The organism is Legionella pelazae (assembly GCF_052527395.1).
This window is the reverse complement of record NZ_JBNVZS010000006.1, coordinates 156,808-179,134: the sequence shown is the minus strand read 5'-3', so window position 1 is coordinate 179,134 and position 22,327 is coordinate 156,808. Positions and strand designations below refer to the sequence as shown.

The following is a 22,327-nucleotide window of genomic DNA, read 5'->3' as shown; positions in this document are numbered from 1 at the left end:
CTAATATTGCTTTAATATACAAAAACATACAAAAATTTCTGTAAAGATGAATTAGACCTTAGAAACCTAGCAAAACAATAAACAAGAAAAACGCCTAAGGAACCTGATTTTATGAGGTTACTTATATGCGCAAAAATTCAGTTTTTAGTAATATCATCGATTTGTTTAACGAGCGCTGCCAGAATATTCCGCATAATCCATTATATTATTACTCAGCCACTGGCCTTGCAAAAGATAGCGTTTGCTTGTCATTTTGTGAAATTAGGCGCAAAATTCTACCTATCGCTGCTTTAATACAAGCATATACACAGCCTGGCGATCGGGTTTTAATGATTTTCGCGCCTGGAATAGATTATATTATTACCTTGTGGGCTTGCTTTTATGCTGGTGTTCTTGCTGTACCCGCCTACCCTCCTTTTGACAAAAATACCGTAGAAAAATTACAAGCTATTATCACTAATTCCACGCCTAAACTTATTCTATCAAACCAAGAAATTATTTCTAATATAAAGAAGTTAAGTCTATTTAAAACCCTTTCTTCAAATAAATTGTTAAAGAATTTAGCCTATAAATTCTCAAATAAAGCAAGTGAATTATGTGAGTGGGATTTTGAAAAATTTCGATGGTTAGACATTGGCAAAGCCAATAAAAATTTTGCAGAAAAATATAAACCAATAAAAATTCAATCTAACGATATTGCCTATTTACAATACACCTCTGGTTCAACTGCAATGCCGAAAGGGGTAATGGTCAGTCATCGTAATATATTAGCTAATTTAAGCCTGGTTCTCCAAACAATCGGTGAAAAAGAAAATGATCGAATGGTTTCTTGGTTACCTCCTTATCATGACATGGGATTAATTGGTAACTTATTGTTTCCCGTCTATGCCCATCTTCCAATTCTTATGATGTCCCCTATTAGCTTTCTTCGCCATCCTCAGTTATGGTTAAATGCTATTTCAGACTTTCAGGCCACGGTTAGTGGCGGGCCTAATTTCGCTTTTGAATTGTGTGCAAGAAAAATTGATTCTAAACAGCTTGCGCCCAATTTTAGCTTGGCTTCTTGGCGAGTGGCTTACAATGGCGCAGAGCCTATTAATTACCAAACTTTAGATAATTTTTACCTTAAATTTAAGGAACATGATTTTAATAAAGAAGCATTTTACCCTATTTATGGACTTGCTGAAGCGACTGTATATGTCAGCGGCAAAGACAAAGATGATACTCTCACTTATTTATCTGTTGAAAAAGAGAACTTAAAGCAACATAAAGTTGTTCTTAACCATAAACAAAATAATGATTCCACCATATTAGTCAGTTGCGGCAAACCTAAAGTGCCAACAATTATTGTCTCTGATGCGCTAGAACAATGCCCAGAAGGTCAAATCGGTGAAATTTGGCTAAAGGGTGATAGCGTTACCTTAGGTTATTGGCAAAAAGAACAAGAAACACAAGAAACTTATCAGGCAACTTTAAATGATGGTGACTCTAACCAAATCTATCTTAGAACAGGCGATCTTGGCTTTTTATTTAATGGTAACTTATATATTACAGGTCGGATTAAAGATCTAATCATTATCAGTGGAAAGAATCACTACCCGCATGATATTGAACTAGTTGTACATAACGCTCACCCTTTGATCCGTTTAGGTTGCACCGCTGCTTTCTCGCATATCTCGAATGGGCAAGAAAAATTAGCTATTGTGACAGAGTTAAAACAACCTACAAACTTAAATGAATACTTAAATATTATTCAGAAAATTAGAGCTAATATTAATTTACATCATAGTTTAGACCCTTATTCAATCACTCTTCTTCCCCCTAAAACACTCCCTAAAACAACCAGTGGCAAAATTAGGCGAAGTTATACCAAACAACTCTTAGAAAATAAGCAATTAAAATTACTTTATCAGTGGTGTTTAGAAGCTGAGGTCATACAATGAATAGAGAGCAAATTTATCAAAATGATATTGAGAAATGGCTAACTTTTAAGATAGCAAATTGTTTAAAACAAAGCCCACATCAGATAGATCGAGAACAGCCTTTAATTAGTTTTGGTTTTGACTCTCTACATCTACAGGCTCTTTTTGCAGAAATTGAAGATACATTTTTAATAACAATTGATGATAATTTTATTTTGAATCAAGAAAATATTACCGAACTTTCCCAATCTATATACGTTCATATAACAGATCAAAATATAAAGCCCAACTTAGAAATAGCAGCACCTGATTTAATTCTCAAACAAGCTGATAAAAAAACTGACTACTCTATTTATACTGACTTTAAACAATTTCCTCCTTATCAACAGTTAAAAAAGATGCAACAAGCTTTAGGCAGTAATATTTTTTTTGATAAGCAGGAAGGCATAGCAAGTGACACCTGTGTTATTGACGGCAAAAAATATATTAATTTTACCTCTTACAATTACTTAGGCCTAAATAATCACCCTACAATTTTAAAAGCAGCTATTGAGGCGACTAGGAAATATGGAACTTCTGTATCTGCTAGTCGATTAGTATCCGGTGAGAAAATTATTCACCAACAGTTAGAACAAGAAATAGCCAATTTAATCGGTGTCGATGATTCTGTTGTATTCAACACAGGTCATGCTACTAATGTAAGTACCATTGCACACTTATATGGCCCAGATGATTTAATTTTACATGATGAACTGGCTCATAACAGCTTAATCTTAGGCGCTGTTTATTCGAAATCTACCCGTATGGCTTTCCCGCATAATGATTGGCAAACAGTCGATAATATTTTAAGAGAAAATCGGCACCGCTATAAGCGAGTACTAATTATTTTAGAAGGTATCTATAGCATGGATGGCGATATTCCTGATTTAGCCAATTTTATTAACGTTAAAAATTCACATGGCGCCTGGCTTATGGTAGACGAAGCACATTCCTTAGGTGTATTAGGCAACCATGGCGCAGGCATTAGTGAGCATTTTAATATTGATCCTAACCAAGTGGAAATCTGGATGGGAACATTAAGTAAGTCACTTGCCAGCATTGGTGGTTATATCGCCGGAAAAGAAGAGCTCATTGAGTACTTAAAATTTACCTGCCCCGGTTTTATCTTTTCGGTAGGAATAGCACCAGCTAGTGCAGCCTCAGCCTTAGCTGCAATTCAAATCTTAAGAAAAGAACCGCAAAGAATTACGCACTTAAAAGAACTAAGCACGTTAGCACGAGAAACAGCACTTCAGTATGGATTTGACATAGGGTTAAATAATTATACGCCTATCTTACCCATTATTATTGGTGACTCTAAACAATGTATTTCTATCTCAAAGCGGTGTATGGAACAGGAAATTAATATCAAACCTATTATCTATCCTGCTGTGCCAGAAAATTTAGCTCGTTTGCGGCTTTTTATCTCTGCTAAACATAAACCTGCCCAAATTAAAAAAGCATTTTTAACGTTAGCAAAAATTGCTAAATTCTAAAATAATTTATAGTTCAAATTTTAAACAACTTTTAAAGGGTGATCCAAAGCTCAGTGCAAATTTAATGATATTTAGGGGCTAACCTGGGGTAAAAACTGTTTACTTAAGTATATCTATGGGATTACATGCTGAAGTATCCTCTTTAATTTAAACAAGTTGGATTCTTTGTCCATACTAAATTAGATAAAGAAGAAATTGATTAGAAAAAAGCAGAACAACAACTCACTCAACCGGCGTTTGATATGATTCATAGCTTTTGACAATACACAAATCATCAAGGATGTTAATTATGATCTTAAAGTAACTTGGCTAACCTTTTCTGGGCTATTTCCCGTCTTTTTCTCAGGTTTAGGCTGTCCCCCAAAAAACCTAGAATGAGAAGAGTCTACCACTGTTTTAAGCCGGTCGATTTTTCTTTCAGCTTCATTTCTCTCATCAAAAGGCTTACTTTTAGCGACTACACTTACTATTTTATTAACAATGCGAGCTAGTGTCTCTCTAATTCCAGAGCCCATTTGAAAAAGAGGAGCCGTGTTATCCACAATCTCCTGTGTGGTCTTTATAAATTCTGATAATGGCCGGTGATTTACTCTTGTAGCATCTGAAAATTGGTCTACTTCACCATCAAGTCTCTGTACTACGTCTACAGCAGCACGTGCTTGTTCTCCCATGGGTGTATCAATTCGTGTAAATCCATTATCTTTAGCTGCCTTTATAGCTCCATTTAAGGATTTTAAATTCACGTCGGAAGGATCTTGTTGATATCCATAAGCCATAATTAATAGCCTGTCTCTAAGGTCGTCATCTCCAGTCACTTTGGCAAGTTTTACAGCAGCCATTACTCTAAGTTCTCTCATTTCTTGCTTAATAGATTGAATGTATTTGTTTTTTTGAATATCTATTAATCCCATATATGCTACTATTGAAGTACGGTTCATAATCGACTCTAATGGGCTTTTGCTAAAGTTAGAGAGATACTCCTGGGTAAAAAAGTATCTCCCCTATTAAAATCTATCTCTAAAGGTCTAATTGTGGAGTCCTTAATTAATCTGGCATATCTTGAGATTATTGCGTTTGCAATCTCTACATGAGATTCTATAATAGCTATATCAACCAAATGATTACCTGCCCTATTTGTTTTTTTAATCTCCTCTTCAGTCAGCTTATTAACTAGGCTAAGTGCCTCTTTCCTTTCATCTTCTGATAGATCGAAACGCTGTAATAATCTCCTGAGCTTTATAACATGATCTGATTCTGCTGTCGCAGCTGGAACATTTTCTGATTCTCTAGTAGGCATGGTATTCTTACCTATAATACAACTATATGTATATTATACTATAAGATTATTAACTGTACTTTAAGTATATAGTTTTTACAAAAATTTAATATTATATAAACTAAATAGCTGCTTAAGCCACTTCTAATAAAAGAAATTTGCTTCCTATTCCCCTACAAGTTACGTACGGAGCTATGACTTGTTCGCGGCACATAGAATGTGAGGGTTAGCAATAACTTAAGTTAATTTCAGCTTCCTAGGATGCCGCGAATACGTTGTAACACGTAGCTCTTAGAATAAATTGTTCATGAGCTTTAATCATGAGAGACGGTATGAAAAAATTTACTAAAAACCTTTTACCTAAATTAGTGACCGCGACATTAGATGACTATCCTACTATCCAAAATATGGCTCGCTTTTATGTTTATGAACTCTCACGTGAGTGCGGTTTTATTTCCGATGATTGGGCGTGTCCTCAAGACGGGCTTTATGAAAGCTTTGATTTTAAGAATTACTTTATAAAGACAGATCGCTGTGCTTATTTAATTAAGATAGATAATGAAATGGCAGGATTTGTACTTTTAAATCAGGAAGGCTTTTTTACTGACACAACTTGGAATATGGGTGAATTTTTTATACTGGCAAAATTTCAAGACAAAGGCATAGGTCGCCTTGTGACTTCTCAAATTTGGCAACGGCATCAAGGTCATTGGGAAGTATCTGTAATACCAGAAAATAAAAGAGCACTTACTTTCTGGCGCAAGTGTATTGCCCATTATACGCATGAGCAGTATGAAGAAACGATTGAAACGATTAACTATGATCCTCACCAACCTAAACGTTATATTTTCCGCTTTAATACGACGGCTCATATACAGGTTGAGGAGAGCAGTAAACATGATAATTATAAAATCCAATTTGTAGATAAGCTCGATGAAGAACTTGAACAACAAATGGTAAGAGATTTAATCCACTATGAGTCTAGACAGGGGATTGATGTTAACTATAAACCTTTCTCACTTGTTTTATATCATAAAAAGATTATTCCCTGCGGTATAATTAAAGCGTTCACAGCTTTTGCAGAAATTTATATTGATGATATCTGGGTAGACAGTGCCTATCGTGGTAAAGGCTATGGTAGAGCATTAATTAATGCACTTGAAATGCATTTTCAAGATAAGGGTTTTAATAATATTAATTTATGTACGAGTGCCTTTCAGGCGCCTGAATTTTATAAAAAATGTGGCTTTACCGAAGAATTTACTCGCATTAATACAATTAATCCAAAATTAACCAAAACCTTTTTTGTAAAATTTTTTAAAAATAAGAAACAAACACAAGGTTTAATCATCTAAAATATAATTTTACTAACTGCCAATTTTAAACTGGAGGCTTATTGAAACGACAGAAATCACTTATATGGGCAACTTATTATCTAGAAAAATTAAACTTCCAAATTATTGAAACCTTTTCACCGTTTAGACTTGTTCCCTGGTCGCAGGTTTATCAGATTAAAACGGAAAGACTTTATTCTGTGCAATACGTAATCTTTAAATAGGTAAGATTAAAAAATAGTATTTCAGATTTACTTTTTTAAAATGCATGTTAAAGTTAGCTGGAGTATTTAGTTAGGCAATCTTTTCATGGCTAAAATATTAATTGTATCATCTAATATCCATCCAGAATTATCAGCAAAGCAACTACAAAATTGTCTAGACATGGTTAAAGAGACTTCTTATCAATACCAAGTAGAGAGTATCAATGCTGGTAGCTATGAAATTCCTTTTATTATTAATCATTATCACAAGAAAAACCCTTTTGATGGTTATATCGCATTAGGTTTAATTCTTAAAAATAACTTAGATCATTACCATTACATCATGAATCATGTTAGTACTTGTTTTACCCAGTTTGCACTTCAAAGCATGGTTGTTGGTAATGGTATTATCGCTGGCTTAAGCCTAGATGAGTTAGAAGCAAATCTTGCTAGCAACAATCCTTGTCTATGTGGCTATATCTCAGCCTTTAATGCAGTCAACGCTTTAATTAAGTTTAAATCTGTTAATTAATACCTTTAATGAATCGTGCTAATATAACCGTATGGCAGCAAAGATTATTTTTATAATGAGACCTAAGTTGAGTAATATTTTGTGGCTCTATCAAATTACTTTGCATTATGATTGCAGCTGGTGCCAGCTACGCTTTGAAAAAGCAGAAAGATATTACAATCTTTGCTTAGAAAAGGATTTATTAGGGGACTGGACTATTGTTATTTCTTCTGGCTTACGACTTAGAAATAGTCAAAAAAGGTTAATCGCTTTTAGCTCCTACAATAATGCCTTTGAGCAACTTTGCAGTTTCATACAAAGCTATCTACAACAACGCTATAAACTTGTTTCTATGGTAACAAATAATTTATTACTTCTTACCCTTCTTGCCTTTCTAGATAAATATACTTATAAGAATGATACTGAAGTAACTGCTAAGCTTAGTTCGACCTATCCAGCAAAAAAGCCAACTAATAAACTTAGCAAAAAAATAACTAAAATAGATAATCCTTATCAGCAATTAAGTTTATTTCAATAAGTTAATAGCCACCTAAATGCTAACTTTAAGTAGTGTTTATTCACTTTTAAGTTGGCTCGTTGGTCTTGGGCTAGATGTCTTATTTTTCTATATTTTAGGTTTCAGAGTAAAGCGAGGCGAAGGAGTGTACAACTAAGTACATGACCGAGCCGAGTGAGCTTGCAATGCAGTATAGAGCTTAGTGGGTGACGCTGTATAATAACATAAATGACAGTTATGGTAAGATAATGCCTTATAAGGCATTATCTTTAAATTTTAAGTTAATAATAATCATAGCTTACTGTAGTGATATCAACAGGCTCGGTATTAACAATAGTTGTCGTATCGTAAACGGAGGTAGCTACAGAAGAACAGCATGGTGTAGTTACAACTGGCCTAACCACTTTAGTAGCACAACAAGAGCGCTTAACAACAGGTTTTACAACTACTTTCTTAACGACGGGCTTCACAACTACTCTATTGCAGCAAGGTTGGTTGACAACTACTGCATTACAGCAACCTGCCGTAGTTGGATTATAGACAGTAGTATAATCACTAACACCTGTTGTAACGAAGCCACAGGCCGTTAGGCTACTAAGTAATGATAAAAGAATGATTCCCTTTATGTTTCTTTTCATGTTCCCTCTCCTTTCTTTATCTAAAATAATTGTATATTAGATAATCATATTATTCCAATTATGATCACTAAGCATTTATTTTATAAGGGAATTGGACTACAATTTCTTAACTAAAAGACTCTAAAAGGAATGCGGTAAATACGACTTTGGTTAAAATCTATTTATTTTTTATTATAAGTATTATGTGTTTCACAATCATTAGAACTATTTTGCATTGGAAGTTCAACAGAAGGAATTAATATCTTATCGTAATTGCTCAAGTAAAGCGCAGCAGAGCTGCAAGCGTATAATTGTGTATAAATTGGCTTGAGGTTGAGGCGAGGTTAAGGTTTATAAATTTAAAAGAACACCAGCATACGTTAAAATTAGATTTTGAAGCGTCTACAGATTTAGCACCTATTATTCAAGAAGAGCACCATTTAGGTTTAGCAGGCTCTAGTTTAACTGCAAGAGAAGTTGTTAAGGAGAATAATTTGGTTAAATTTTCTATTTACTGTGGACGTGAAACTCAGGAAAGTACACAATTTAACGCGACCTTAAAGCCAGATACTCAAGTCAATATTACTGAACCTGCTAAGATCGCCCTTAGTAATGGTATATTGTAATGCAATACTTTCCTTAGTATGCATTCTTCTTTAATAGGAATTGTTAACAATTGCTCCATAAGCCCTACGTGGCACGGCTTTGTTTGCAGGTTCCAATGATGTAACTGGATTTTGGATTTTGTGAACGAGTCGACGTATTGCCTTGTTGTGGATAATGAATGTCATTCCCGCGCAGGCGGGAATCCATTTGGAATTAATCTCAGTGCTAATTGCTGAATAGATTCCCGCCTGCACGGGAATGACACAGAATTTCGCGGAATGGCACAGGGTTCGCGGAGGGTATAGGACTATTTTGGCTATCATTAACTCTCAAACTTATTGACGCAACAACGCTAGACAAGCCGCAGAACGTAGGAGCTTTAGGCATTTTTAAAAAATGAATTGTCAACAGTCCCTAATAAAAATATTAAATATCTTTATGCAGTCTTTTTAATTAAAAGAAATCTAAAATGCTATTTTGTTACTGGTGTTGCTGCGATAGTTTCTAAAGAAAACTCAATTAGTTTTTTTTCTGCAAGCTGCACAGAAGAAGTAAATTGCTTAGTTATTCGATTTGCAATGGTTACATTAATAGAACAACACCGATGGCCTAACATTTTGGCTAACCCGTATAGTGCAGCAGTTTCCATTTCAAGGTTAGTGAGAGGTATCTTAAAGGGGAAATTTGCTAAGTAGTCGGTAAAGTTAAAAGTCATTGCGCCTGCTCGTAATGAGCGTCCTTGCGGCGTATAAAAACCATGACATGTCACACTAATTCCTTTTATGCAGCTTGAATTTGTTAAAAACGATTGCATAATTTTTTCATCGCTTGCATAAGCCAGAAAAGTTGTTTCAGGTAATTTTCCCTTCATATAAGAAGTAAAGGCATTCGTTAGTTCCTCTTCTTCTTCATTTTGAATAGGATTGTAATAAAGTAAAATGCCTGTTAAATCGATAGCATGACTGGCGACAATAAAACTATTTAAGGCAATATTCTCCTGCAAAGCGCCGGTGGTGCCAAGTCTGATAATGTTTAAAGAGCGAAGCTTATCGCTTACCCTCCTACTTTTAAAGTCAATATTAATTAACGCATCTAACTCATTCATGACAATATCAATATTTTGCGTACCAATACCTGTAGAAAGAACAGTAATTCGCTTATTATTAAAATAACCTGTGTAAGTTACAAATTCTCGATGCTGATGTTTAAACTCGACAATATCAAAATAGCTGGCTACCTTTTCTACTCGTTTTGGATCGCCAACCGTTAGGATAGTATCAGCGATATCATCTGCACCAATATCAAGATGATAAATTTTATTATTAGAAAGAATAAGTTCAGTGTCGGCTAGCTTCCGGTTCATGCGAGCACCTCTGTGCCTTTTATTTAAAATATTTACAATTAAAATTAACTATTAATTCCTATAAATTAATAATCTTATCGTTTGTTTTTAAAAAGACTTAACTTATAAAGTATTAAATAGTTTAATCAGCAGAAAAGAAGCTAACTAATTTTTAAAATCTAATAGAAGTCTAATGCTTAGTATTCCGTAGGAAACGTGCTAAAGCGAAATTGGCACGAGTGACAGCATCATCCATAGCGACCTTAGGCGTTTTAATGCCAGCGAAAATTGCTTCTATGGCCTCATCATTAATATTTCTAATCTGGTTCTGAGGAATGGTTGATAAATTAAGCAACTTTTGTGGGATAGAGTTTGCTAACTCTTTTTGTGCTAACGACAGAACAGGTTGAACATTATCCCTCATTATAAAGGCATAGTCACCACTCATACTAATAGGAATATAACCTGTACTTTGATACCACCGCTGCTGTACTTGGGGTTTTAATAAATAAGTATAAAATTGAGCGATACCTTCATATATTTTTGATGATTGACCTGCAACAGCCCATAGGGCCGCGCCACCATTAACACTGTTATATCTTAACTGGCTTACTGAAGGATCAAGTGGTAATGCGGCAACGCCTACACGGAAATTAACAAGTTTCGATACACTTTTATAACTACCAGAAGATTGACTATACATAACACATTTTCCACTTGTAAAAAGTGACGTAGCGTCACTTGCTCGGCCACCATAGTCAAAATAATGCTTTTTTTGCCATTGCCTTAAACGCTCTAAATGATGAATAACCGCTTTATTGTTATAAACTGCTTTTTGTTCTTCAGAGTCAAATAAAGGTAGACCATGCAGACTAGAAAAAGCTTCAATAAGTATCCAAGCAGGATAAGCTGACGTATAAGTGCATTGATAACCTTTCGTTTTTAAAAGAGCGGCTAGGTTTTCTAATTCATCCCATGTTGCTGGAAAATTCTTATCATTAATGCCTACTGATGCTAAAGCATCAGCATTATAAAATATAACAGGAATAGATGTATTAAACGGTAGCGCCTGCAACTTGCCTTTATAACTATAAAAAGAAAGAAGAGCTGGGAGAAAATTTTCTGTTGGTAATCGCTGATTTTGTTCCGCCATAATTTCATGAAGCGGTTTAATAATGCCTGCTGGCGCAAGCATAATACCTGTGCCTACTTCGAAAACCTGTATTAAGGCTGGCGGTTGCTTTGCTTTAAATGCAGCAGCAAAACTGGTGATTGTATCATTATATTCACCTTTATATATAGGTTTAATAACATATTCTTTCTGAGCTTGATTAAAATTATCTACTAACTGTTGTAAAACAACACCTAAATTTCCTGCCAGAGAATGCCATAAAACAATATCAACTTTTTGAGCCCAAGTTTTTCCTAGAAAAGCCAGTACTAAAAATAGAATAAAGTGTCTCATGATAATAAATCAGGATAATCGCTAAAAATGGCATCTACGCCCCAACTTAAAAGCTCCTTGGCTCTTTCTTTATTATTCACTGTATAGACATACAGTTGATAGCCCTGCTTTTTAATTGCCTGAACTCGATAGGTATTTAAAGCAAGTTCATTTATATGGACAGAAAAGCAATTTAAAGCTTGCGCCTTTTCTAACCAAAAATCTTCCCAGGCGTCTAAAAGTAAGCCTAAAGGAATATGGGGAGCTTGGCTTTGGCAGAGAGCTAGCACTGGTAAATCAAAGCTAGAAATTAAAGGTAAGGTTTTATTTTTTGGCCAGAAACGATTTACATAATCTAGAACAACGTTTGCTGTTTGCTCACTTGTACCTGGATAAGGTTTAATTTCAATATTTGCATTAACTTCATTCTCTATAAGCCATAGCAACATATCTCTAAAGTGAGGAATCCTTTCTCCTGCAAAAGATTTAGAAAACCAAAGGCCAGCATCTAAGGATGCTAAATAGGTAGCACTAACTAGACCCACACCACCTTCGCCATTGGTGGTCCTTTCTAAAACTTCATCATGAAATACAAACGGCTCACCATCACCACTCAACATCACATCAAATTCAATACAATTACAACCAAGCGCTAATGCTTGATTAAACGCTGCAAATGTATTTTCTGGCGCATAAGCAGATGCGCCACGATGGCCAATAACAGAATGTCTTATGTGCAATTTATTTACTCCGTATTGCGATTTGAGGCGACTTCTACTATGGCGTTCATTATAATTTCATTACTTACTGTGATATTAGATGTAGGAGCTGAACCAAACGCCATAGTGTTTATCATTTCTTTAGCCTGATAAGCTCTGGGCTGTTGGGGTTGGGGTAATGTGTCGCCTTCTATTATATATAAATTGTTTACGGAGTAATGCTGCGTTTTATAAGTGTTGTTTAAGCGAGTCAATTCAGCCCTAACAAGATTATATAAACGTTGGCGAACTCGAGATTTTACTTGTTGAATCTCTTCCAGACTAGGTTTAAAGTCAATGGCGCTAACAGAGTAAGTACTTCCAGGCTGCGTAATAGCTTTCGCATTTTGATATACATTCGTTAAGCTTGATTGAGGAATCCGTGCCTGCGCTTCAACAAATAATTTTTCTAACCCTGAACTATCTTGAGAACGATTGAATTGCGTTATATGCCAATCACCCGCAGCAATTTTATTTAAATTAGCCATAATATCAGTACGCGCTTTTACTAAATCAGCGTTAGTTAACGTCGCATTGATATCAACTGTTAATAAAGCAGTTTGTGTATTAACCCATTGCCTAGCAGAAACCTGAAAGGTAATTTTGTCTAACGGCAAATCAGGTTGGTAATTATTTGCAAAGCAAAGAGCCGGTAATAAAAATAACACAGCTATTTTAGTTATGTTTTTCATCTGGATCTCCGAAGAATTTGAGCTATGCTTATTTTAGTTTAATGCTAACATAGACATAAACAATTGTCGTCTTATGTCTTATAATCTAATTAATCAAGTTTAGTCTATTAAGCAGATAACTTTTACTTAATTAATTTAATAGCTTATTTTTAGATAATCTCGCTAGCTTAGATTAGAATGCATTGATTTAATAGGCGAATCGATCTATAAAGTGGGCACATAAATTCACTGGAGCCATGCTAATGATGTCGATGGAAACATTGGTTAAGAATAATATAGATCTACTTAAGCAAGATGATTTTTTAGATTATGCTCTAGCACATGGTTTTGGTGACTTACACTTTAAAGTAGACCCTATAACAGGCATGAAAGCGATAATCGCTATTCATAGTACCAAACTTGGGCCAGCATTAGGCGGCTGCCGTTTTATTGAGTACCCTGATACCTTAAGTGCTATAAACGATGCTATGCGACTAGCACGTGGCATGAGCTTTAAAGCTGCATTAGTCGATTTACCATTAGGCGGCGGTAAATCAGTTATTATCAAGCCGGCAGAACCTTTTGATAGAGAAGCCTATTTTCATGCTTTCGGTAAATTTATCAACGAGCTTGGCGGACGCTACATTACTGCGTTAGATAGTGGTACTCAACTCAGTGATATGGACATCATTGCCGAGAATACTTCTTATGTAGCTAGTTTATCACGATACAATGGTGATCCTTCGCCCTTTACAGCGAAAGGAATTTTTCGAGGTATTGAGACTGCTGTTGCCTTTAAATTAGGCAGAGATAATTTACAAGGTTTACATATTGCTATTCAAGGCTTAGGTCATGTAGGTTATGCCTTAGCAGGGTATCTACACCAAGTGGGTGCTAAGCTCACAGTTGCTGATATAAATAAAGCTAATGTTGAGCGAGCTGTAGAAGAATTTAGTGCTAATTTTACTACTACAGATCTCATTCATAAAATCCCTTGCGACGTCTATTCTCCCTGCGCCTTAGGTGCGGTTATTAATGATATTACAATTCCGCAATTCCAAGCGCCGATCATTGCAGGAGCTGCAAACAATCAATTAGCACATACCTATCATGGTCAATTATTACATGAGAGGGGTATTTGTTATGCACCTGATTACGTTATTAATGCAGGTGGATTAATTTTTGCTGCAAGTAAATACCTACACGTACATGAAGATGAAGTTGAACAGCAAATTGAACGTATTCCTGATTCCTTAATTGAAATATTCAAACGTTCAGAACAGGAAAACAGGCCAACAAGTGAAATTGCCGACATGATAGCAAGAGAGAAACTAGCATAAAACTTAGCGAAATCTAATTTTATATAGTTAAGCCAGATAAACTCTATTTACCAGTGTTAATAGCTAGGCTTGTATTTAATTAAAAATAATAGAATATAGTGTTGTCGTTATAGAAATAATAAAAAATAAATTTAGGCAACTTATGACTATGAAACATTTAAACCTTACACCAAAGCTATATGAGTATATGCTTGATATCTCACTACGTGAGCATCCTGTTTTAAAATCTCTACGAGAATATACTTCTACAATGGCATTAGCTAATATGCAGGTTGCGCCAGAACAAGCGCAATTTATGCAGCTTATTTTAAAAATGATTTCTGCTCGTAAAGTCTTAGAGTTAGGAACATTTACAGGTTACAGTGCTCTAGCTATGGCGCTGGCCTTACCTGACGATGGTGAGCTTATAACATGTGATATTAACTCTGAATGGACCAGTAGAGTTCATGATTTTTGGCGCAAAGCTAACCAAGAAAAAAAAATTGAGCTTCGCTTAGCGCCAGCAATTCAAACCTTAAATGAGTTAATTGATGAGGGATATAGTCAGCAGTTTGATTTTATATTTATTGACGCTGATAAAACAAATTATATCCAATATTATGAATTTGCTTTACAGCTAGTAAGTCCTCAAGGTCTAATAGCGATTGATAATGTTTTCTGGGATGGCAAAGTCATCGATCCTAATGAAACAGGCGGTCAAACCAGAGAAATTAAACGCTTAAATGAGTTAATAAAAAATGACAAACGAGTTGATATAAGTTTACTAGCAATTGCTGATGGGCTATTTTTAATTCGACCAATTTAAAGTTTGTTTCTAAAAGGAGCTACTATGACTATTAATGAAAATCCATGCGGACTCGATGGCTTTGCTTTTCTTGAGTTTTCCGCTCCAGATGCTTCCTCTCTACACCGGCAATTTACCCAGATGGGTTTTCATGCTATAGCTAAGCATAGATATCAAGATATTACGCTTTATCAACAAGGAAATATTAAATTTATTGTTAATAATTCTGCCGATAGTCAGGCAGAAGAACATGCAAAAAATCATGGTGCAGGCGCATGTGCCATGGGCTTTCAAGTTAAAAATGTTAATGAAGTTTATGAGTATGTGATTGCCAATGGCGCTACTCCTTTTCAAGATTGCCAGCATGCTGATCATGACCTTTTAGCAATTCAGGCCATTGGTGGAAGCGTTATCTATTTCATAGATGAGACACATCAACCTTTCGCGCAACAATGGGAAAGCTTATCAACAGATAATCAAGTAATAGAAGATTGCGGACTAACAGCGATTGATCATTTAACTCATAATGTATTTCGCGGCAATATGGATAAATGGGCGCATTTTTATGAATCTATTTTTAATTTTAAAGAGATTCGCTTTTTTAATATTGAAGGTCAAATGACAGGCTTAGTAAGTCGAGCGCTAGCAAGTCCCTGTGGTAAAATTAAAATCCCATTAAATGAATCTAAAGATGATAAATCACAAATAGAAGAATTTTTACATGATTACCGCGGCGAAGGTATTCAACACATTGCTTTAAACACAGACAATATTTATCGCAGTGTCAACGCGTTGAGAAAAAGAGGAGTCAATTTTCTTGATGTGCCTGATACCTATTATGAAATGGTTGAGGCACGTATTCCTTGGCATCAAGAACCTATAGCACAGTTACAACAAGAGCGTATTTTAATTGACGGTGAAGTTGATCCTAAACAGGGTCTTTTATTACAAATTTTTACTGAAAATGTATTTGGTCCTGTATTTTTTGAAATTATTCAACGGCAAGGAAATCAAGGTTTTGGCGAAGGGAATTTTAAAGCTCTTTTTGAAGCTATTGAACGAGACCAAATAAGACGTGGTACATTACAACCAACTCAATGATGTAAGGCTTTCAAATGAAATTAGCGACCTTAAAATCAACGCATAGCCGTGATGGCGAGCTATGCGTCGTTAATAAAGAATTAACTTTAGCTGTTCGTGTTCATCATATTGCTCAAACATTACAATATGCGATTGACAATTGGGCCTCTGTTAAAGGTCCGCTTGAAGAAATTTATCAAGCACTCAATGCGGGACACATGACTAGTGCTTTTCAGTATACGCCTCAGCAATGGACTTCTCCATTACCTAGAGCTTACCAATGGGCCGATGGTAGTGCATATGTCAACCATGTTGAGTTAGTACGTAAAGCTCGAGGTGCTGAAATGCCTAGCAATTTCTGGACTGATCCATTACTTTATCAAGGTGGCTCAGATAGCTTTCTAGCGCCTACAGAAGATATTTTAATGGCAGATGAAGAGTATGGAATTGACTTCGAAGCGGAGCTAGCAGTTATCACAGATGATGTCCCAATGGGCATAAGCAAGGAGGCTGCCGCAAACCATATTAAACTTATTATGTTGGTTAATGATGTATCACTACGTAATTTAATACCCAATGAATTAAGTAAAGGGTTTGGCTTTTTTCAATCCAAACCATCAAGTAGTTTTTCTCCTATCGCTTTAACGCCAGAAGAGTTAGGTAATCATTGGCAGGATAATCGCGTTCATTTACCTTTATTGAGTTTCTTAAATGGGCAGTTATTTGGTCAACCAAACGCCGGTGTAGATATGACCTTCTCCTTCGCCGATTTAATTGCTCATGCTGCTAAAACTAGAAAATTAGCAGCTGGAACTATTATTGGCTCTGGAACTGTTTCAAATCTTGATCGTAGTAGAGGCTCCTCCTGCATTGCTGAGAAAAGAATGCTTGAAACATTAGAGCATGGTAAAGCCATCACTCCTTTCATGTGTTTTGGTGATACTATACGAATTGAAATGCTAGATGAGCAAGGACATTCCTTATTTGGAGCAATTGAACAAACTCTAACTAAATATAAAGGTCCTCAAAGTGAAACTGTATGATTATTATCGCTCTACTGCAAGTTATAGAGTACGCATAGCATTAAACTTAAAAAATATTAGCTATGAAACATTATCAGTCCATTTAATTAATAATGGCGGAGAGCAGCATAATCCTAATTATTTGAAATTAAACCCGCAAGGCTTAGTACCTACCTTAGATGAAAATGGCCACATTATCAGTCAATCCTTAGCTATTATTGAATATCTTGATGATATCAACCCCTCTCCACCGTTATTACCGCAAACTCCTTTAGGCCGAGCCCATGTTCGCAGCCTAGCCCTAATGATTGCCTGTGATGTACACCCATTAAACAATTTAAGAGTACTTAATCGCTTACGGCAACAATTTCACGCTGAAGATGAAGATATAAAAAGCTGGTATCATCATTGGCTTAAAGAAGGTTTTGACTCATTTGAACGCCGCCTACAAGAGATGCCCCATAAGGGGCAAGTTTGTTATGGCAGCGAAATAAGCTTAGCGGATATCTGCTTGATACCGCAAGTTTTTAATGCCAAGCGTTTTGGCTTTCCTTTAACTGAATATCCTTTAATTACGGCAATTAACTCATATTGTTTAAGTTTACCAGCTTTTAAAGACGCTTCACCAATTGGGTAACCAATCACCGCCAAATGCATGAAAAGAATGAATTAATAATATAACGCCAATAATAGCCGCAATCACTGCCATAACATAATACATATTATCTTTATATAATCTCTTACTTGCAGCTACCATATACTCTGGTATCGCCAACCAGAGAATAGCTTTAATTACGATTATCCATGCAATAATAGTTGCTAACAATTCAAAGCGCCAGTGCCAAATATTATGAACTACAACCATTATTAGCCCAAAAATTAATGTAAACATGGCACTTACAAATACAAAGTTCCTATCGGCTGGCAAGTCTCGTACTAACTTACGATAATAATCTGCACGAGCAATCATGATTATTGCCATAATTAACATATATAAGCCTAGAACTTGTTCAATAATATAACTATGCAAAGGGCTAGGGTCCATTTTTCTCTCCTTAAACGGTTTATATTTTCAAGTTTAGCATATATGTTCAAAGAAAATTTCCTAGGATTTACTAATACTTACATAAAAAAGTTAAATTAGTCATTTAAACTTAATATTTACTTAATTAATTTGAGTTACAATGTAACAGTTAGATAATTTTTTAAACATGGAATACTTGTCTATGCCTAGAACTGCCTTTATTCATTACGGTATAAATAAGCAAGCAGAATTAATTATAGTTTGCTACCACGAGCCTGTTACAGCAGCCAGGACATATAAGAAATTTACCGAGCCTTATCAATTATCTAAATCGCCTTTAAAATTACATGCGACCATTGAAAATGTAACTTCTGAAAATATTAAAGAGCAAATTCTGCAAAAATTTAAAGAAGTACAAACTTATATAGCAAATGAAAATATAAATATTTCTAAGATAATACTAGCTGCTGATGTGAATCTATGTTCTATAGATAAAGAGGCTTTGGCAGATTTTTTAATTGATGATGCATCCGTAAACGAAATATTTGGAACCACTATTCCCATTATACGTATTTTAGAATCGTCACTAAAAGAGGTAATTAAGAAAGCTATAGAACGTTTTCTAAATATTAATACCGAGATTAAGTCTAATCAGCTCTTCGTATTTAGGACGAAAAGCGGACACTTCGACGAAAAAAATAGAATAAATGAATTTTTTGGCCCCCGACCGAGTCCTAGATTAGGAAAATTATACAAGTTATTTGAAGAACCTGGAGAAGCACTAGAAGTTAAGGACAATACTACAAGTGTCAAGAGACGACTTATTGAGCAGGATGTTTTAAATGAGGAAGGTCATAGTAAAAAAAGCTGCCAACAATCTGAGAAGAAAACCTTTTTCCCAAATCCAAGCGAAGTAGAGGCTCGATCGCAGGAAGATGATACAGTATGGCCCTTGCAAAGTAAGTCCCTTACAAAGTAAGTATTGCTAAGAAGATGCTTCATACACAGCTGATACATTAAGTACAAACATTAAATTAGAGGAAGCCAAATTTTCCAACCATTGATAACAGATGCCACTAACTTAATTCTCATACAGAAATTAATTTAACTGAAATTTAATCATATTTTAATAATTATTTCCTATAATAAAATAGAAACTATCTAAGACTTACTTCAATGATTAATCCTAAATTTATTAATTTAAATCAGCTAGATTTAAAGCCAGGCGATCTTAAAAAACTAGCACTGTTTTTTAGCTCACCGGCTCAATCTTCAACTCAATTTTGGCAAGCTGATACCCCTTATAGTTATGCAGATAAATCATCCATTAAATTTAGCTTTCAGATAATAATGCAGGAGAATAAAGAGAGACAAATTTGCCGCTATGATCTTTTTAGTAAAGAAGGAATTCCTATTTTGGATTCCCAAACAATTGTGTACCCTATGTTGGGAAGTCTCATTCTTACTCAAGATAAAAAGTTACACTATATTCCTAATCTTCATGACGAAGTCATTATGGCAGTGCCTACTGATACTTCTAATCTAGAAAAGCCTTTTAAAGAGGTTTTTCGAAATTTACGAAATCAGCACCCATTTTACTCAGAAATAACGTTTGGGACTAGTGAACCTATTATAGATTCCGGTTATAGTTATACAGTAGTCCGCCAAATTCATGGTGAAAAATTATCAAAAATAATAAAAGAGAGCAAAGAAGACTTGCGGGCGCTAAGTCTAGATGAACGCGTCCAAATTACTCTAGCACTCTTAGAAGCGCTTAAAGAAATCAATCCTCGCAATTATCAACTTGAGAACTTTAATTGGGAACGTGTTTTAGTAGAACGTCATCAGCCCATAAAGGTTGAGATTACCCATGCTTTGCCAAAAAAATCAAAAGTTACTTCAGAAAGTAAGAAACAAGAGGCTAACTTTATAAAGAAAACAGGCAATCTTATTTATTCACTTTGGAGTGATTTAGGAGATAGTGAGAATGTTAATTTGCCTATTGAATTAAGTCAGTTAAAAGACTTCGATCATTTAACTCTTGATACTAAAAAATTAATTGCCTCCACTATAGAAAATATGTTCAATGAAAATGCAAGATTTGAACATTTAAACGACACGATTGCAGCCTTTCAAGTCGTAAAAGCCAAAGCAGCAATGACCAGTGAAAAAGTTCATAACCAAAATTGCTATAGCTATTTAAAAGAATTAAGACAAATAGTGCCTGACTTTCTCGGAGAGGACTTTAAGCCACTAAGAGAACAGTTAGAAGAGCTTACAAAACACCCAATCTATAAAAATGATTATCCATATGCCCAACTTTATACACGATTAATCACTTTTTTAGATCAAAATATTACTTCCATATCGACCCAGCTTGAAACAATAATTGAAAGACAGGAAAAATACATTTCTGATTATCAAAAGGAATTTCCCCAGAATAAGGAAATCATTACTCGGGATCATAGGACATTATTAAATGAGGCAAAAGAAAATAGAAGAAAATTAGATACTTTTATTAATGCCATCTATAACAATAATAGCTATATCCTTGAACAAACCTATGCTGCAATAAAACATATTCCCCTTAGTTACCGACCGAGTAAATCTGAGACGGGAATTGAACATACGATCGCTAAAGCCTTGTTAGATAATGATCAAAGGATTAATGTTGGCTTATTGTCACCTGCGGATAATGAAACTAGACGGAGGCGATTTATGGCAGCTTTCGGTCGTACGTTTACGCCCCAATATTCTACAAATATTCCAAGTAGACGCTCATATGGTTACCATCAGAAAACTGAAAGTTACCCAGTACAAGAGTTACGAATCGGTACCCAAGCACAACGGTATAAGGGAACAGAAAGAGTTAGTCCTTTATTTGAATACTGGTTAGAGGCCCAGCGTCGCAATCATCCCAACCATCCTTCTCAAATTACCCATATTTATTTTAATAACTTAGGTAGAGATAGGGAAGGTTTATTCGCTTTTGAAGGTAAAAAAGAAAAAGCGCTAACTAAACAACTTGAAAACCTAGAAACAAGACATCCTAACATCGCAGTTATAACGCTCCCTGCCGATAAAGGTTTCATGGCTCGTGAGTCTCATCTGAAAACAAAAGCAGAACTAAATTACCAAACCGTATATGACACATTTCTTAATATTGCTAGACAAAAGGATACCTTAGCGCCTGAGATTAAAGATTTTTACATAAGCCCTAAAATAAGAGCGTTACTCTTTAATTTTGGCGGCCAATATAGTGATGAGGCTGAAAGAAGTAAATTACAAGAATTACTAACAAATAGTTTTATAAAAATGGGTATAGTCGATAGTAACGGCAAGCCTATTAGTGCACACGGAAAATTAAGCCGAGCTGAACGTCAAGCCGTCTGGTTTCACTTTATTAAATTTGAGCTAACAAACTATATTATCGATACACTTAAACCTCTAAGTATTAACTTTTCTTGTAAAGATGCTATTGACCGTGGCGGTGCTTCCTCTGCTTATTTTAACTTAATGAAATCCATTGATGCTGGACATCCGTTAAGTCGTGATGAGTTTGAGCAAGCTTTACATGCAGCAGCAACCTCCGTAAAAGGACGTGGCATGAATCATCATTTAAATGTTATTTGGAATGCAATAGATAATTATGTTAATACCCATTATAAGAACATACAAAACAACCCTGGTCTAGAATGGCTTATTCAATGGCGAGATTTCAATTGCCCTCATGGAAGAGTAGCCAAACTTTTACAAAGACGAATCAAAGATGTTACGGAAGATTTAGAAGAAGCTAGAGAAAAGCGCCCTGAATTAACTATAAAAATTGAACAATCTTTGAGAATAATTAAAACCATTGAATCTCTCAGTGAAAAAAAAGTAAGTGGCAAAAGGTTGCTTTTAGAAGCTGTATCCTTAACACCTGCTATCACACTTAAATCTGATAATAAAAGCTTAATTCAATATGATAAATTAGCAGATGAATTAAGAGTCACCCATCCTAAGTTACAAGCACTTGCGGGGATGATGAAAGCGGCTCTTGGTATTATTTTAGTTGTGATGAGTTTCGGTCGCCATACCAAAACCCTAAGCCAGGGCGTGGCAACATTGATGGCTGGCTACCATGCAGATAAGCGTGAAGTACTTACAGAAACCATGAAGGATCATATTACTTTGGCTAAACAGTTAGGAATGAAAGATTTCGATAAAAAAATTCGCTTATTCCACACCGAGGAGGATGAGGGCGAAAGTGATACGAGGATTGAGGAAGAAGATAACCCTGCCGCTAAATAATTTTTTAATATTATAGAGATAAAATAAAAGCGCTAAATTGGCTTAAAT

21 protein-coding genes are annotated in these 22,327 nt (G+C 35.2%); 13 read left to right on the top strand and 8 right to left on the bottom strand.

Annotated elements, in window-relative coordinates:
• The first annotated feature begins 125 nt into the window (after nt 1-125).
• Complete coding sequence (locus tag ACQUW5_RS08585; RefSeq protein WP_444990823.1) at nt 126-1,943, top strand: fatty acyl-AMP ligase; 1,818 nt, start codon at nt 126-128, stop codon at nt 1,941-1,943.
• Entirely contained in the window at nt 1,940-3,457 is a 1,518-nt protein-coding gene (locus ACQUW5_RS08580; protein ID WP_444990822.1) for an aminotransferase class I/II-fold pyridoxal phosphate-dependent enzyme, read from the top strand. Before ACQUW5_RS08585 ends, ACQUW5_RS08580 begins: the two co-directional genes overlap by 4 nt.
• 287 nt (nt 3,458-3,744) lie before the next feature.
• On the opposite strand, the gene ACQUW5_RS08575 is transcribed toward ACQUW5_RS08580, so the two are convergent.
• Nucleotides 3,745-4,395 (bottom strand): hypothetical protein, encoded by a 651-nt coding sequence (locus tag ACQUW5_RS08575; RefSeq protein WP_444990821.1) that lies wholly within the window; start codon nt 4,393-4,395, stop codon nt 3,745-3,747.
• 8 nt (nt 4,396-4,403) lie between these two features.
• Entirely contained in the window at nt 4,404-4,754 is a 351-nt protein-coding gene (locus ACQUW5_RS08570) for a hypothetical protein (protein WP_444990820.1), read from the bottom strand.
• Nucleotides 4,755-5,065: 311 nt separating this feature from the next.
• Here ACQUW5_RS08570 and ACQUW5_RS08565 point away from each other — a divergent pair, with 311 nt between their 5' ends.
• From ACQUW5_RS08565 to ACQUW5_RS08555, 3 genes are all read left to right on the top strand, one after another.
• The gene (locus ACQUW5_RS08565) at nt 5,066-6,088 is read left to right on the top strand and encodes a GNAT family N-acetyltransferase (RefSeq protein WP_444990819.1); all 1,023 of its coding nucleotides are present in this window, start codon (nt 5,066-5,068) and stop codon (nt 6,086-6,088) included.
• Between the two features lie 288 nt (nt 6,089-6,376).
• On the top strand, nt 6,377-6,802 hold the full coding sequence (locus ACQUW5_RS08560) for a 6,7-dimethyl-8-ribityllumazine synthase (protein WP_444990818.1): 426 nt from the start codon (nt 6,377-6,379) through the stop codon (nt 6,800-6,802).
• A 67-nt stretch (nt 6,803-6,869) separates the two neighbouring features.
• A complete protein-coding gene (locus tag ACQUW5_RS08555) occupies nt 6,870-7,319 on the top strand; it encodes a hypothetical protein (protein WP_444990817.1) in 450 nt (149 codons plus the stop codon).
• A 260-nt stretch (nt 7,320-7,579) separates the two neighbouring features.
• Here ACQUW5_RS08555 and ACQUW5_RS08550 read toward each other — a convergent pair whose 3' ends face one another.
• Nucleotides 7,580-7,936 (bottom strand): hypothetical protein, encoded by a 357-nt coding sequence (locus tag ACQUW5_RS08550; RefSeq protein WP_444990816.1) that lies wholly within the window; start codon nt 7,934-7,936, stop codon nt 7,580-7,582.
• 290 nt (nt 7,937-8,226) lie between these two features.
• Here ACQUW5_RS08550 and ACQUW5_RS08545 point away from each other — a divergent pair, with 290 nt between their 5' ends.
• Nucleotides 8,227-8,541: a hypothetical protein gene (locus ACQUW5_RS08545; RefSeq protein ID WP_444990815.1), complete on the top strand. Its 315-nt coding sequence runs from the start codon at nt 8,227-8,229 to the stop codon at nt 8,539-8,541.
• A gap of 452 nt (nt 8,542-8,993) precedes the next feature.
• Here the strand turns inward: ACQUW5_RS08545 and ACQUW5_RS08540 are convergent, their stop codons facing one another.
• The 4 genes from ACQUW5_RS08540 to ACQUW5_RS08525 all read right to left on the bottom strand — a co-directional run bounded on the left by ACQUW5_RS08540 (nt 8,994) and on the right by ACQUW5_RS08525 (nt 12,757).
• A complete protein-coding gene (locus tag ACQUW5_RS08540; protein WP_444990814.1) occupies nt 8,994-9,884 on the bottom strand; it encodes a nucleoside phosphorylase in 891 nt (296 codons plus the stop codon).
• A 169-nt stretch (nt 9,885-10,053) separates the two neighbouring features.
• Entirely contained in the window at nt 10,054-11,328 is a 1,275-nt protein-coding gene (locus ACQUW5_RS08535) for an extracellular solute-binding protein (RefSeq protein ID WP_444990813.1), read from the bottom strand.
• Nucleotides 11,325-12,047 (bottom strand): glycerophosphodiester phosphodiesterase, encoded by a 723-nt coding sequence (gene ugpQ, locus ACQUW5_RS08530; RefSeq protein WP_444990812.1) that lies wholly within the window; start codon nt 12,045-12,047, stop codon nt 11,325-11,327. Before ugpQ ends, ACQUW5_RS08535 begins: the two co-directional genes overlap by 4 nt.
• 5 nt (nt 12,048-12,052) lie before the next feature.
• On the bottom strand, nt 12,053-12,757 hold the full coding sequence (locus ACQUW5_RS08525) for a hypothetical protein (protein WP_444990811.1): 705 nt from the start codon (nt 12,755-12,757) through the stop codon (nt 12,053-12,055).
• Between the two features lie 242 nt (nt 12,758-12,999).
• Here ACQUW5_RS08525 and ACQUW5_RS08520 point away from each other — a divergent pair, with 242 nt between their 5' ends.
• The 5 genes from ACQUW5_RS08520 (at nt 13,000) to maiA (ending at nt 17,599) form a co-directional block, all read left to right on the top strand.
• A complete protein-coding gene (locus ACQUW5_RS08520; protein ID WP_444990810.1) occupies nt 13,000-14,076 on the top strand; it encodes a Leu/Phe/Val dehydrogenase in 1,077 nt (358 codons plus the stop codon).
• Between the two features lie 148 nt (nt 14,077-14,224).
• Nucleotides 14,225-14,881 (top strand): class I SAM-dependent methyltransferase, encoded by a 657-nt coding sequence (locus ACQUW5_RS08515; protein WP_444990809.1) that lies wholly within the window; start codon nt 14,225-14,227, stop codon nt 14,879-14,881.
• A 24-nt stretch (nt 14,882-14,905) separates the two neighbouring features.
• A complete protein-coding gene (hppD, locus tag ACQUW5_RS08510) occupies nt 14,906-15,961 on the top strand; it encodes a 4-hydroxyphenylpyruvate dioxygenase (RefSeq protein ID WP_444990808.1) in 1,056 nt (351 codons plus the stop codon).
• A 14-nt stretch (nt 15,962-15,975) separates the two neighbouring features.
• A complete protein-coding gene (locus ACQUW5_RS08505; protein WP_444990807.1) occupies nt 15,976-16,983 on the top strand; it encodes a fumarylacetoacetate hydrolase family protein in 1,008 nt (335 codons plus the stop codon).
• Nucleotides 16,970-17,599: a maleylacetoacetate isomerase gene (gene maiA, locus ACQUW5_RS08500; RefSeq protein WP_444990806.1), complete on the top strand. Its 630-nt coding sequence runs from the start codon at nt 16,970-16,972 to the stop codon at nt 17,597-17,599. Before ACQUW5_RS08505 ends, maiA begins: the two co-directional genes overlap by 14 nt.
• Here maiA and ACQUW5_RS08495 read toward each other — a convergent pair.
• Entirely contained in the window at nt 17,585-18,007 is a 423-nt protein-coding gene (locus ACQUW5_RS08495) for a hypothetical protein (protein WP_444990805.1), read from the bottom strand. The genes maiA and ACQUW5_RS08495 overlap by 15 nt on opposite strands.
• A gap of 181 nt (nt 18,008-18,188) precedes the next feature.
• Between ACQUW5_RS08495 and ACQUW5_RS08490 the strand changes: the two genes are divergently transcribed.
• Together ACQUW5_RS08490 and ACQUW5_RS08485 are read left to right on the top strand one after the other, a co-directional pair.
• A complete protein-coding gene (locus tag ACQUW5_RS08490) occupies nt 18,189-18,965 on the top strand; it encodes a hypothetical protein (protein WP_444990804.1) in 777 nt (258 codons plus the stop codon).
• A 197-nt stretch (nt 18,966-19,162) separates the two neighbouring features.
• Nucleotides 19,163-22,279 (top strand): hypothetical protein, encoded by a 3,117-nt coding sequence (locus ACQUW5_RS08485; protein WP_444990803.1) that lies wholly within the window; start codon nt 19,163-19,165, stop codon nt 22,277-22,279.
• Nucleotides 22,280-22,327 lie beyond the last annotated feature (48 nt).